Below are 13038 nucleotides of genomic sequence, written 5' to 3' on the forward strand. Positions count from 1 at the left end.
TGTTGAGTCAACCTGTCATGCGTCAGCCCCCTTGTCTTGCCCGGCTTTTGACGACCGCGGCGGTAACCGCGATCCTGGCCGCAGGCCTTGCCGGCTGCAAGACGGCGGGCATGTCCGATATCACCGGTTCCCTTGGCGCTCGGGCGGAAGCACCAGCCGATGCCGATCCCGCCCGTGCGGCCGAAGTCTATGGCGAACGCTATCGCGCCAATCCCAAGGATGCTGACGCTGCCCTGCGTTACGGCCAGGCGCTCCGGGCCAACGGCCAACGGGCCCAGGCCGTTTCGGTGTTCGAACAAGCGACGCTGACGAATCCCGGCAACAGGCCGCTGCTGGCAGGCTACGGCCGCGCGCTGGCTGACGCCGGCAGCTTCCAGCGCGCCTTCGATGTGCTGACCACCGCACATAGCCCAGCCAATCCGGACTGGCGTATCCTGTCGGCACAAGGCGCCGTCCTTGACCAGATGGGGAGGCATGACGAAGCCCGCCGTTACTACGACAGCGCGCTGAAGATCAGGCCGGAGGAGCCGTCCGTGCTCTCCAATCTCGGTCTGTCCTACATGCTTTCGAAGGATCTGCCGCAGGCCGAGGCGACGCTGCGCCGCGCGCAGGGCCGCGGCAATGTCGATCCGCGCGTTCGCCAGAATCTCGGTCTCGTGGTTGGCCTGCAAGGCCGGTTCGGTGAAGCGGAATCCATCGTGAGGGCTGACCTGCCGCCAGACGAAGCAGCGGCGAATGTCGCCTATCTCAAGCAGATGCTGAGCAGTAAAGGTCAGCCCCGCCTGGGCGCCCGGGACGACGACGCACCGCGTCGGTCGTAATTTCTCGCAGGTCAAATTTCGCAATGACGTTGAGCAAGGCCAAGCTCACCGGCCTCACTGCATCGCTGCGACCTTGATGCCCGTTGGGCCGAGAATGACGACGAACAGAACCGGCAGGAAGAACAGGATCATCGGCACCGTCAGCTTCGGCGGCAGCGCGGCGGCCTTCTTCTCGGCTTCATTCATGCGCATGTCGCGGTTTTCCTGCGCCATCACGCGAAGGCTCTGACCGAGCGGAGTGCCGTAGCGTTCCGACTGCATTAGCGCCAGACAGACTGATTTGACGCCCTCCAATCCGGTACGCTTTGCGAGGTTCTCATATGCAACCTTGCGATCCTGCAGATAGGACAGTTCGGCCGTGGTCAGTGTGAATTCCTCGGCCAGCGCCACCGACTGCGTTCCGATCTCGATGGACACGCGGCGAAACGCGACTTCGATGGACATGCCGGATTCGATACAGATCAGCAGCAGATCGAGAGCGTCCGGAAATGCACGGCGGATCGAAAGCTGGCGTTTGGTGATTGCATTCTTGAGAAAGATCATCGGCGCCTGCAGGCCAAGATAGGCGGCACCGAGGCACATGCCGATCTTGATGGGCATCGACTGTTCCATGCGCGAGATGACGAACACATAGAGGATCGCGAAGACGAGGAACACGATCGGCGTGACGGCGCGGAAGAACAGGAAGGTGATATAGGGCGCGTGGCCGCGATAGCCGGCCATGACCAGCTTGTCGAGCGCGGCTTCCTGCGCCAGCCATTTGCTGAGGTTGAAGTCGGTCACAACCTTGGAGACGAGTTGCTTCGGCGTCTGGCGCAGCGACACTCTCTCGCCTTTCGCCATGCGGTCCCGCTCGCGCTGCCGCAGCCGCTCCCGTTCGCTGGCGACCGCTTTCATTCGCTTGGCGAGGCCATCGCCGGCGAATAGCGGCGTCAGCAGGCTGTAGGCCGTTGCCGCAACCGCGATCGCGGCCAGCAGCATCGTCATGAAGCGGACGTCGTGGAGCTTTGCTATCAGGAGATCGACCATGTCAGCACCATCAGAAGTCGAAGTTGATCATGCGCTTCATGACGAAGATGCCGCAGGACATCCAGACCACGCAGGCCGCCAGCATCAGGCGGCCTGTCGGATGGGTCCACAGCAGCGAAATATACTCAGGCGTGCTGAGATAGACGAGCAACATCACGATCGGCGGCAGCGAGCCGATGATGCCGGCGGACGCCTTGGCTTCCATCGACATGGCCTGGATTTTCTCGGCCATCTTCTTGCGGTCGCGCAGCACCTTGGAGAGGTTGCCGAGAGCTTCCGAGAGGTTGCCGCCCGATTTTTGCTGGATCGCGATGACGATGCCGAAGAAGTTGGCTTCCGGAAGCGGCATGCGCTCATAGAGCCGCGCACAAGCCTCGCCGAGCGGCATACCGATGGTCTGAGTTTCGATGATGGCAAGAAATTCGCTGCGTAGGGGTTCCGACGCGTCGGCGGCGACAACCTTGATCGAGTCGAATAGCGGCAGACCGGCCTTGATACCGCGAACGATGACGTCGACGGCATCTGGAAGCGCTTTGAGGAAGGCCGCCTCGCGCCGCTTCTTGAGAAAGCTGAGGATCCAGCGCGGTAGGCCGAAGCCGGCGGCGAATCCGAGACCGGCGGCCGCGAGCAGACCGCCGCCAAACATCATGGTCATTAGGAAGCTTCCGCCTCCCAGAATGCCGGAGATCACCATGAATTTCTGGTCGCTCCAGTCGAGGCCGGCCTGCGCGATCCGGATTCCGAGCGGGATCTTCTTTTCCTTCTGGAGACGTGCTTCGACTTCCTTGAGAGATCCTTCGACCTGCTCGCGCCGGGACCGCTGGTTTCTGTCGACCTGGCGCGCCACGGGCTCCGTCCGCGCGACCGATGCACGGCGGGTTTCGGCCTTCTTCTCGCCGGACAACAGCGGATAGAGAAAAACCCAGGCCAGACCGCCGACAGCGATGCTGGCCATGAATGCCAATGCGAGCGCCTGCATGTTCATCATTCGCTCCTCAGTTCGGCGCTATGACTTCGGCAGCATCGAGCGCCGCCGCGAGCCGCTTCTCTTCGCCGTAATAGCGGGCACGATCCCAGAACCGCGGGCGGCCAATGCCGGTCGAGCGGTGCCGTCCGATGATGTTGCCGTTGGCGTCTTCACCGACCATGTCGTAGACGAACAGGTCCTGCGTAATGATGGTGTCGCCTTCCATGCCCATCACCTCGGTGATGTGCGTGATGCGGCGCGAGCCGTCGCGCAGACGGGCGGCCTGTACGATGACGTCGATCGACGCGCAGATCATTTCGCGAATGGTGCGCGAGGGCAGCGAGAAACCGCCCATGGTGATCATGGATTCGCAGCGCGACAGCGCTTCACGCGGATTGTTGGCGTGCAGGGTGCCCATCGAGCCGTCATGGCCAGTATTCATCGCCTGTAACAGGTCGAATGCCTCGGGTCCGCGGACTTCGCCGACGATGATCCGCTCCGGACGCATACGCAGACAGTTGCGCACCAGTTCGCGCATCGTGACCTGGCCTTCGCCCTCGATGTTCGGCGGCCGGGTTTCGAGCCGCACCACGTGGGGCTGCTGCAGCTGAAGTTCAGCGGCGTCTTCGCAGGTGATGATGCGCTCGTCGTCGTCGATATAGTTGGTGAGACAGTTCAGCAGCGTGGTCTTGCCCGAACCGGTACCGCCGGAGATCAGCACGTTGGCGCGGCAGCGGCCGATGATCTGAAGGATCTGGGCGCCGTCCGGCGAGATCGCGCCGAATTTGACCAGTTGCTCGAGCGTCAGCTTGTCCTTCTTGAATTTACGAATCGTCAGCGCGGGGCCATCGATGGCCAGCGGTGGCACGATGGCGTTGACGCGCGAACCGTCGGCAAGACGAGCGTCGCAGATCGGTGAGGATTCGTCGACGCGGCGGCCGACCTGGCTGACGATGCGCTGGCAGATATTCAGCAGCTGCTGATTGTCGCGGAAACGGATGCCGGTCTTCTGGATCTTGCCGGCGACTTCGATGAACACTGTGCCGGCGCCATTGACCATGATGTCGGCGATGTCGTCGCGAGCCAGAAGCGGCTCGAGCGGCCCGTAACCGAGCACGTCGTTACAGATGTCGTCGAGCAGTTCTTCTTGCTCGGCAATGGACATCACGATGTTCTTGATCGCGATGATCTCGTTGACGATGTCGCGGATTTCCTCGCGCGCGGATTCGCCGTCGAGCTTGGCGAGCTGCGCGAGGTCGATCGCCTCGATCAGGGCGCCGAAAATCGTCGCTTTGACCTGATAGTAATTTTCGGAGCGGCGCTCTGCGATGACGGGGGCAGGTGCGGCGCGCGCGGGTGACAGCGGCGGCGATGACACAGCTGGTGGCGCAGACGCAGCCATCGCGCCGGGAGAGGGCTCCGGCGCGCTGGCGGGCTTGACGGCCCGGACATCGGTATCTGTTCCGCTACGCTTACCAAACACGACAACACTCCATGCGGTGAATTACTTCGACCGCAATTTCTCCAGGAACGGACCCAGGAAGGATCCTCGTGGCTTCTTGGCCTCGCCGCGGCCCGTCAGCCGCTGCGCAATTTGCAGAAAGAGTTCGGTGGTGCGATGGCCGGCCGCAATCTCGGCAATCATCTGACCATTGTTGGCGGCCGAGCCGAACATCTGTGGATCGAACGGGATCGTGACGATCGGCGGTGTCTCGATGGCCTTGGCGAATTCGCTGGCGCTGATTTCGGGCCGCTTTGGCACGCCGACCTGATTGAGGCAGTACAGCGGTGCGCGATCATTGGGGCGTGAGGCCTTGATCAGATCGTACATGTTCTTGGTATTGCGCAGGTTGGCGAGATCCGGTGCTGCAACGATCAGGATGTCATCCGCACCGATCAGGGCCCGCTTGGTCCAGCCCGACCATTGATGCGGCACGTCGAGCACGATACAGGGCATTGTCGACCGCAGCGTGTCAAAGATCGAGTCGAAGGCCTCGGCGCCAAAGTCGTAGACGCGGTCCAGTGTGGCAGGGGCAGCCAGCAGACTGAGATGGTCGGTGCACTTCGACAACAGTCGGTCGATGAAGGCGGTATCGACACGATCCGGCGAGAACACCGCGTCGGCGATGCCTTGCGGCGGGTCCTGGTTGTAGTCCAGCCCGGCAGTTCCAAAGGCGAGATCGAGATCGGCCACAACGGAGTCCAGTGCCAGATCGCGCGCGATCGCCCAGGCGACGTTGTGAGCGATGGTGGACGCGCCGACGCCGCCCTTGGCGCCGACTACGGCAATGATACGGCCGACCGCCTTGGCTTCCGGCGCCGAGAACAATCCGCAGATCGAACGAACGACGTCGATCGTCGCAACAGGCGCGATCACGTAGTCGCTGACGCCGCGACGAACGAGCTCGCGGTAGAGCGTGACATCGTTGACCTTGCCGATCACCACCACGCGGGTACCGGAATCGCAAACTGTCGCCAGTTGATCCAGGCCGGCGAGAATGTCGCCGCGCGGTTCGGTCTCGAGAACAATGACGTTCGGCGTCGGTGCCGACCGATAGGCCTCGATGGCCGCAGGCATGCCGCCCATCTGGATCTTGATGTGAGCCTTGCCCAGGCGCCTGTCCTCGGCGGCGGCCTGCACAGCGGCAGCGGTTTCCACGGTCTCGCAGAACGCCTGCACCGACACCCGCGGTGCCGGCGCAATATGCTCCTCTGCCGCGGGTGTTGCGGCGGAGGGCTGCTCGTCTGCGGTTTTCTGCGCGTAGCTAATCATTGGCCCACATTGCTGATTCTGGTCTTGTCTTCGGGATAGGTCGTCGCAGTGCTCTCACCCTTGCGATACTTCTCCAGCACGACGGTACGTCGGCCGGCATAGACAGGGGTTTCGGCGCGCGGCTGAACCAGGTCCGAAGGATTGGCGACCATGGCGGCGAGATTGCGTTGCTGGGCGCAGCCGAGATTGTAATATGGCTTGTTCGCGAGATAGCCCTTGTTCTTGATCGACGACGCAAGGTCGTCGGGCCAGGTGCCGCACGGACCAGCCGAAGCCGCGATCAGCGGGTAGCTGACGCGGATGGTCGGCAACATACGCGGATCGCTCGGCTGATAGCTGCGCATCAGGACGCCGTTCTGGGGCACGCCGATCGCCATCAGGAGCGAATGAACCTCACGATAAGACTCTCTGGCGGCGCGTGCATTCGGTGTATTGACCGGCACCTCCGCAGTGATGACGCCGGTGCCTTCGCGCAACCAGTCCTGACCGAGCGATACGATATCCGCGCGCTGTGTGGCCGACAGGCCGCCGCGCTGGCTGCCGACGAAGACCTCGGTGGTCTTGGCCCGTTCTTCGACAACGATGGGATGCCGCAGCCGGTAATCGTCCGGTATGCTCGACGTGGTGTCCTGCGCAACGGTCTTGCAGCCGCCGAGCGCAAGCGCCAGGAACAGCAGCGCGCCAGTGGCGGTCCGTGTGCGCGAAGAGTGTATCGCTGTGTGATTGATCATGGTCATCGGATACTTGCCCCGTCTCAATCCGTGATGAAGCCGAAAACACCACGATAGCTGCGCGTCGGTTGGGTCGGCTCGGTGCGGTGCGGTGCGCCATAGATGCGGTTGACGTTGCCGAGCAGATCGGCCTGCGGATCGGATGCATCCACGAAGCCGTCATCCGGACGCGAGAGATCCTTCTGCGCGACGGCGCGGACCACATAGGGCGTGACCAGGACCATCAGCTCGGTGTTGTTGTTGACGTAATCCCGGCTGCGGAACAGCGTGCCCAGCACAGGCAATTGCGACATGCCCGGCAGGCCGCTGATGGCCGCTTTGGTCTGCTGCTTGATAAGGCCGGCCATTACCATCGAACCGCCGGACGGAATCTCGAGCGTGGTGTCCGCACGGTTGACCTTGATCGCCGGGATCGACGTTCCGCTGATCGTGACGGAATTTTCCTGCGATAGCTCGGAGACTTCGGTGCCGACACGCAGGCTGATACGACCTTCACTCAGAACCACCGGCGTGAAGCCCAGCGAAATGCCGAATTTCTTGAAGGTGATCTGCGTCGTACAGATCCGCGTCGTGGGGTCGCAGGTATTGCCGCCGGGGACCGGGAATTCACCACCCGCAAGGAAATTGGCGGTCTCGCCGGAGATCGCGGTCAGCGTGGGCTCGGCAAGCGTCCGGATGACGCCGGCGTTTTCCATCGCCTTCAGCGTCGCCGTGACGGATGGCGTCGATCCGAAGGATGCTTTGAGTGCATTATCGCCGACCAGGCTGCTGCCGCGCGCCGTGAACGGGTTGCTATTGTTGAAGTTGACGACGGACGTGCCGTAGCTCATCGATGCCGACAGATCGACGCCGAGCTGCTTGACGATGTTGCGCTGGACTTCCGCGACGGTGACCTTGAGCATGACCTGATCACGCCCGCGCACCGAGATGCTGTTCACGACCTTGTCCATGCCGCCGACGAGGCGCGCCGCGAGGTCCGCGGCCTGCTGCGCTTCGACCTGGCTCGATGCCGTACCCGACAGCATCACGCCATCGCCGAGACCTTCGATGCGAATATCCGTATTGGGCATGGTCTGCTTGAGCGCGGCCCGAATACCGTTCAGGTCGCGCGTGACGGCGATATCATAGGCGGCGATCTGCTGGCCGTTGACGTCGAAGAATACGATGTTGGTCTGGCCTACGGTCGCGCCGATGATGTAGGCGCGCTGTGCCGAACGCACGACGGCGTTGGCGATCTTGGGGTCGGCGACCAGCACATCCTTGATGTCGCGCGGCAGGTCGATGACGATCGACTTGCCGATGCCGAGCGGCAGGAATTTCGCGTTCAAGGCGCCGGCGCTGCCGGCTTGCATGGACGCGGAGTCGGCCGCGAAAACTGGCGCCAATACCGGATTGATCGTGAGCACCGTGATGGCGGTGAGCGACAGCGCGCGGGCTGCAAGAGCCCGCATCGATCCGCCTGTTGTGATGCGCTTCATCGCCTGCGTCCTCTCGATCACTTCGTCACGGTCGCGGTCGACGGGATGCCGTAACGCACGATGTTAATGCTGTCGCGCTTGCCGCCATTGGGATCTTCAACCGGCGCAGGCGCGTTGGCGTCGACCAGAGCCCGCAACGCCAGCGAGATCGTGCCGCTCTGCCGCGCGCGGGCGAGCAACTCGGCCTGTTCGGGCTTCAATTCGAGCGTTGCGGTCTTGCCGACGACTGAATTCTGCCCGTCCTTTTCCTTGGGCGCCTGATCGATGGCGAGAACGCGGATATTGTTCAGGATGATCTCGGAGCTTATGACCTCCATGCCGCCGCGATCACCGCCGCGTTCGCGCTTCGACAGGATCACATCGACGCGGTCGTTCGGCAGAATGAAGCCGCCGGCGCCGGTTTCCGGCGAAATTTCGGTGGAAACGGCACGCATGCCGGTCGGCAGAACGGCGGCCATGAAGCCAGCGCCATTGGCGCGCACCAGTTTCGGCTCACGGATCGGTTCGCCGGCAATGAAGGCCGAACGCGCGATGGAGCCGGCGATTTGCGTCGCCGCGTCCGGGCGGCTGTTACGGCTGATGACGTTAGTGCTCGCCGCTGATGCGGGCCAGGACTGCCACTGGACATCATCGGGACCGAGCGCCTGACCGAGCGCGATATCGGCCTTGGCAACGAGAACGTCAGTTGTCGGGGCTTCGGCGACCTGAGGGGGCGGCGGTGCGTCCGATGTGCTCGCAAGATATAGCGCCACACTGCCAGCGCCGAGTGCAATGGCGAGGACCACAATGCGTGCGGTATTCATACGCTTCACTTTCCACATTACGCCGCGACGCTGCCGCCGCTGTAACGGGAGTTGACCAGTTATTCGTCAAAGCATGGTTAATGAGCGGTATCTAAATCGCGTTAATAGAAAGTTCCGATTTTAGTGAAGCGCGAAACGCGCCAGGTTGATCGTCTTCACCCATCCGGTGTCGGGGTAAACGAGCAGCGCGCCGAGGGCGAGGGCAATACCGTAAGGGATGCCGGTTTCCTTGTGATGCAGACGCATCAGCCAGGCCTGGCCGCCGAGCGCATAGGGCAGCGGCCACTGCCGGAACTGGAGCAGCAGCAACGTGAGCGCGCCGCCGAACAGCGAGGCGTAAACGAGGTAGTTCAGGAGATGGTCGAAGCCGAACCACAGCCCTGCAGCTGCGGCGAGCTTGGCATCGCCGCCACCGATCCAGCCGAACGCGAAACAGGTGAAAGCGGCCACCAGCACCAATGCCCCTGCGCCGAGATGCGGCAGCGCATCCTGAATACCCATTCCGCCGAAGATCGCCAATACGGCGAAGCCCGCCACCAGCAGCAGCGAGATGCGGTTCGAAATGGTCATCGTGAAAAGGTCGCTGATCGCCGCATAGGCCATCAGGCCCGGGAACAGCAGAAGGCGCATCAAATCGAGAATCATGGCTTCAAAGGCCCGTAGCGGTGACGACGGAAAACCTAGCCAGCAGAAATGAACAATCGGACAACAAGAAAGAATTTACCAAACGCTGGCGATCCGAATCGCGACGGCGGCCAGCGCGAGGATCAATGCGGCGCAGACCAGGCCGGCGGGGTCGCGGAGCGAGATCTGAAGTCCCTGCAGGACGGAGCGGGGAATGTCGGGGTGTCTCATACGCATTACACTTTTGACGACGGCGGCTCAGCAGCATTCCGAAACAAAAAAGGCTCCGGACACCGGAGCCTTTGATGCACTCGTAACTGTCGCTTACTTGAGCGAGGTGTTGATCGAGGTGAACTTGCCGTTCAGGTTCGAGCCGAGGCCGTTAACGACTGCGATGATGGCCAGCGAGATACCGGCAGCAATCAGGCCGTATTCGATAGCGGTGGCGCCGGACTCATCCTTCATGAAACGCGAAACGAGGTTCTTCATAATACAAAACTCCATATGTGCACGTGGCTGTCGATCGTGATGCCTGGTCTCCCCGGCGTTCTCAGCACCGTGACCATGAGGGAACACTAGGAGTGGGGAATTGCAGTGCGGTTAATTCGATTGATGAAAGTCGGTCGCATTTGTCTCTTCTTTTGCACGGTAAATACCTACTTAAGACGATTTTAGAATGACTTGGGTTTGATGACACCATGCGTGTCCTTTTCGCTTCATTGCTCCTTAAGCATACCGCGGTAACTCTTGGCCTTCGAATACCGCGAGGCCGCGATGACGACACTCCCCTTCGATATCCTGAATATGTTCGGTGAGACCATCATGAAGGTGGTCCCGATCACACTGGCTCTGGCCGTGGTCTTTACGGTGCTGACGCATTTCTGGGCCTGCAATCCCGGCAAGCACTGGTGGCGCAAGACGGAGATCGTTACCGACGTGGTCTACTGGTTCTTCGTGCCGTTGATCACCCGCGTCGTGCGAATCGGACTCCTCGTGGTCGGCGCTGCCGTCGTCTTCAATATTCACGATGCCGATGAACTGATCGCCTTCTACGACAATGGCCACGGGCCGCTGGCGCAGATGCCGCTCTGGGTACAGGCGGTCTTCTTCCTCGTGGTGTCCGACTTCATGCTGTACTGGCTGCACCGGATGTATCACGGCGGCGGCTTCTGGAAATACCACGCGATCCATCACTCGTCGGAAGAGGTGGACTGGATCTCCGCCGCACGTTTTCATCCGGTCAACCTGTTTCTCGGCACCGTCGCGGTCGACGTGCTGCTATTGATGGCGGGTATCTCGCCGAACATCATGCTGTGGGTCGGACCGTTCACGACCTTCCACTCGGCTTTCGTGCACGCCAATCTGAACTGGACCCTCGGGCCGTTCAAATATGTGCTGGCGACGCCGGTGTTTCACCGCTGGCACCACACCTCGCAGGAGCGCGGCGGCAACACCAATTTCGCCGGCACGTTTCCGATCTGGGACATCATGTTCGGGACCTTCCGCATGCCGAAGGGTGAACTGCCGGACAATTACGGTGTCGACGGCGAGCCGTTGCCGACCGAATTCACCGGCCAACTGGCCTATCCGTTCAAGCAGTAGCGCGCTCTATCTTATCCTTCCCCCAAGCGCGGCGTAGCCGCGCTTGGGGGAAGGATACCTCTGGCGCCTGTGCGTCATCGCTGATTCAACTGTCAAACAGCCACGGCTCTTCAGACATACGACATCGCCCCCATTGTTTGCGGCGCGGGGGCGCCGTTGTCGCTTGCATTCCCGCCCCTTGTGAGAGGGCGTGCGGAACGCCGGGTGCCCGTTGCACCCTTGGGCCTGATGCGATGCGGTCTTCCGCAATCTAGAGTGCATCAGGACTTTCGGAGGCGCCGAGCGATTGCCCGACGTTCCGCCTGCGGTGTTTTTTCGGTTGCTTGCACTTTGCCTCGACGAACGCTCCGATCGCGAATTAAAGTCCCAAGGCGATGGGAAGGGAGCCTCAAGCGAATAGGCCGGACACGTTTCGATTTGGTCGTCCGTCACACTGTCCAGGATTCTTTCCATCCCAAGGTCGGCCGTCTCCTTGCCAGTGGCAGTGCTGGCGCAGATCCGTCCTGCCCGAAGACAGACGTTCCCCCATGAACCGCGTGACGCCGCATCTCCGGCGTCCACCGCATCCCACCCCGCGAACGTGACGATCGCGATCGCCCCTCTCGGTGGGGCAGGACGAAGGGGAATATAACCTCATAGGTATCTTGTCAACGGGAAGTAGGAAAAAATGTTTTGGCGCTTTTGCGCCCGCCCCACACCCGTCATTCCGGGGCGCGGCCGGCGCCGCAGGCGATGGGATCGAGCCCGGAATCCCGACCTGTTTTGCGCTGAACACTTCGGGCTCAGTCCGACCCGCTTAGCGGTCTGTACCGCCCTCAGGCGCCAACTGGTGTGCCTGAGAATGACGAGGAGATCACCCCGCCACTGCCGTTTCCAGTTCCTTCATCAATTAACGGCACATTTGCCATGTCGGGCGCCGGCACCGCTGCGTATCTGCTTTTGTCGGCTTGTATCGTCCCGGAGTACAGGATGTCGTTTCAGTCGAAGCGCGCGCGGATGCGTGCGGTGTTTGTGGCCCGTACCCTGGTGGCAGGGACCATGCTGTTGCCGGCGGGCGGTCTTGCGGCCCCTGCAGACGATATGATCGCGGTCAGCGTCGATCAGGCTAAGCTCGTCAAATTTCCTGAGAAGATCGCCACCATCGTGGTCGGCAACCCCCTGATTGCAGATGTGACGCTGCAGCCCGGCGGCATGGTCGTGGTGACCGGCAAGGGCTATGGCGCCACCAATGTGATCGCAATGGATCGTACGGGTGCTGTCCTGATGGATAGGCTGGTTCAGGTCGAAGGTCCGACCGACAAACTCGTCACCGTCTATCGTGGCGTCAATCGCGAGACTTACACTTGTACGCCAGAATGTCAGCAACGCGTGAGACTGGGTGACGGTGAGACCTTCTTCAGATCCGCGATCGGGCAGGCCGGGACTCTCAGTACTCAGGCCATAACGGCAGGAAATGCCGCCAGGCTCAACAACTGACCTGTGATCTCGTAAACGCGCAAATGATGCCGCATCCCATGCGGTGTCGTTCGGCGGAGACATGGTCAACAGCGGGTTAACCCATCGAGCCATCTTGTCTCGATCCGGCGAAACACTTCAACAATCTGTTTCCGATACATCTCGGTGGTAGCTATTTCCTATCACCGAGGCACTTGCAGATGTTGCTACCGCTGATCTCGATCGCGACGCTCGCCGGGCGCCTGCGCCGCTTCGGCCATAACAGCAGCGGTTCGGCCGCGGTCGAATTCGCGATGATCGCGCCGGTCTTCTTCGCGCTGATTTTTGCCATCATGGAAACCGGCATGGTGTTTCTGGCGGGGCAGGTGTTGGAGACCGCCGTACAGGATGGCTCCCGACTTTTCTATACGAGCCAGGCACCGAGCCAGGCAGACTTCAACGCCGTCATCTGCGCGCGTGCTTCCGTACTGATGGATTGCACCAAGATTGGCACCGATGTGCGTTCCTACAATCCGGGCACGGCGATCACCATTGCGGATCCGATCGACAGCAGCGGAAATTATGCCGGCACCACGCTTACCTGGCAGCCGCCGACGAACACCAATCAGACCGTCGTGACCCGCGGGTTTTATCAATGGCCTCTGTTCGTCACGGGGCTAGGCTACAACATCGCCAATATCGGTCGCGGAACCACGAGCAGCAAGCGCCTGCTGGCCGCGACATCGGCTACCGGGCCGCAGTGATGGCAGGGGTCG

At 61.6% G+C, this 13038-nt stretch carries 13 protein-coding genes; 4 read left to right on the forward strand and 9 right to left on the reverse strand.

What is annotated here, in order from left to right; genetic code table 11:
• Nucleotides 1-17: 17 nt before the first annotated feature.
• A complete protein-coding gene (locus tag AB7828_RS28205) occupies nucleotides 18-821 on the forward strand; it encodes a tetratricopeptide repeat protein (protein WP_441231783.1) in 804 nt (267 codons plus the stop codon).
• Between the two features lie 54 nt (nucleotides 822-875).
• Here AB7828_RS28205 and AB7828_RS28210 read toward each other — a convergent pair whose 3' ends face one another.
• From AB7828_RS28210 to AB7828_RS28250, 9 genes are all read right to left on the reverse strand, one after another.
• On the reverse strand, nucleotides 876-1850 hold the full coding sequence (locus AB7828_RS28210; RefSeq protein ID WP_441231784.1) for a type II secretion system F family protein: 975 nt from the start codon (nucleotides 1848-1850) through the stop codon (nucleotides 876-878).
• Nucleotides 1851-1860: 10 nt separating this feature from the next.
• Nucleotides 1861-2835: a type II secretion system F family protein gene (locus tag AB7828_RS28215; protein ID WP_068736327.1), complete on the reverse strand. Its 975-nt coding sequence runs from the start codon at nucleotides 2833-2835 to the stop codon at nucleotides 1861-1863.
• Nucleotides 2836-2845: 10 nt separating this feature from the next.
• The gene (locus AB7828_RS28220; RefSeq protein WP_093759229.1) at nucleotides 2846-4300 is read right to left on the reverse strand and encodes a CpaF family protein; all 1455 of its coding nucleotides are present in this window, start codon (nucleotides 4298-4300) and stop codon (nucleotides 2846-2848) included.
• Nucleotides 4301-4321: 21 nt separating this feature from the next.
• The gene (locus AB7828_RS28225) at nucleotides 4322-5590 is read right to left on the reverse strand and encodes an AAA family ATPase (protein WP_089261540.1); all 1269 of its coding nucleotides are present in this window, start codon (nucleotides 5588-5590) and stop codon (nucleotides 4322-4324) included.
• Nucleotides 5587-6321, reverse strand: coding sequence for a CpaD family pilus assembly protein (locus AB7828_RS28230; protein WP_441232329.1), 735 nt, complete (start codon nucleotides 6319-6321; stop codon nucleotides 5587-5589). Before AB7828_RS28230 ends, AB7828_RS28225 begins: the two co-directional genes overlap by 4 nt.
• 23 nt (nucleotides 6322-6344) lie before the next feature.
• A complete protein-coding gene (locus tag AB7828_RS28235; RefSeq protein WP_441231785.1) occupies nucleotides 6345-7799 on the reverse strand; it encodes a type II and III secretion system protein family protein in 1455 nt (484 codons plus the stop codon).
• A 17-nt stretch (nucleotides 7800-7816) separates the two neighbouring features.
• The gene (gene cpaB, locus AB7828_RS28240; protein ID WP_441231786.1) at nucleotides 7817-8602 is read right to left on the reverse strand and encodes a Flp pilus assembly protein CpaB; all 786 of its coding nucleotides are present in this window, start codon (nucleotides 8600-8602) and stop codon (nucleotides 7817-7819) included.
• Nucleotides 8603-8722: 120 nt separating this feature from the next.
• Nucleotides 8723-9247, reverse strand: coding sequence for an A24 family peptidase (locus AB7828_RS28245; protein WP_441231787.1), 525 nt, complete (start codon nucleotides 9245-9247; stop codon nucleotides 8723-8725).
• A 303-nt stretch (nucleotides 9248-9550) separates the two neighbouring features.
• Nucleotides 9551-9715 (reverse strand): Flp family type IVb pilin, encoded by a 165-nt coding sequence (locus AB7828_RS28250; RefSeq protein WP_092152065.1) that lies wholly within the window; start codon nucleotides 9713-9715, stop codon nucleotides 9551-9553.
• A 285-nt stretch (nucleotides 9716-10000) separates the two neighbouring features.
• Here AB7828_RS28250 and AB7828_RS28255 point away from each other — a divergent pair, with 285 nt between their 5' ends.
• The 3 genes from AB7828_RS28255 (at nucleotide 10001) to AB7828_RS28265 (ending at nucleotide 13026) form a co-directional block, all read left to right on the forward strand.
• The gene (locus AB7828_RS28255; protein ID WP_441231788.1) at nucleotides 10001-10828 is read left to right on the forward strand and encodes a sterol desaturase family protein; all 828 of its coding nucleotides are present in this window, start codon (nucleotides 10001-10003) and stop codon (nucleotides 10826-10828) included.
• Between the two features lie 969 nt (nucleotides 10829-11797).
• Nucleotides 11798-12304 (forward strand): pilus assembly protein N-terminal domain-containing protein, encoded by a 507-nt coding sequence (locus AB7828_RS28260; protein ID WP_441232330.1) that lies wholly within the window; start codon nucleotides 11798-11800, stop codon nucleotides 12302-12304.
• Between the two features lie 179 nt (nucleotides 12305-12483).
• Nucleotides 12484-13026 carry a TadE/TadG family type IV pilus assembly protein gene (locus AB7828_RS28265; RefSeq protein ID WP_441231789.1) on the forward strand — a complete coding sequence of 181 codons (543 nt, stop codon included), beginning with the start codon at nucleotides 12484-12486 and terminating at the stop codon, nucleotides 13024-13026.
• Nucleotides 13027-13038: the final 12 nt, after the last annotated feature.

It is taken from the genome of Tardiphaga sp. 215_C5_N2_1 (assembly GCF_052076055.1).
Classification (GTDB): Bacteria; Pseudomonadota; Alphaproteobacteria; order Rhizobiales; family Xanthobacteraceae; genus Tardiphaga; species Tardiphaga robiniae.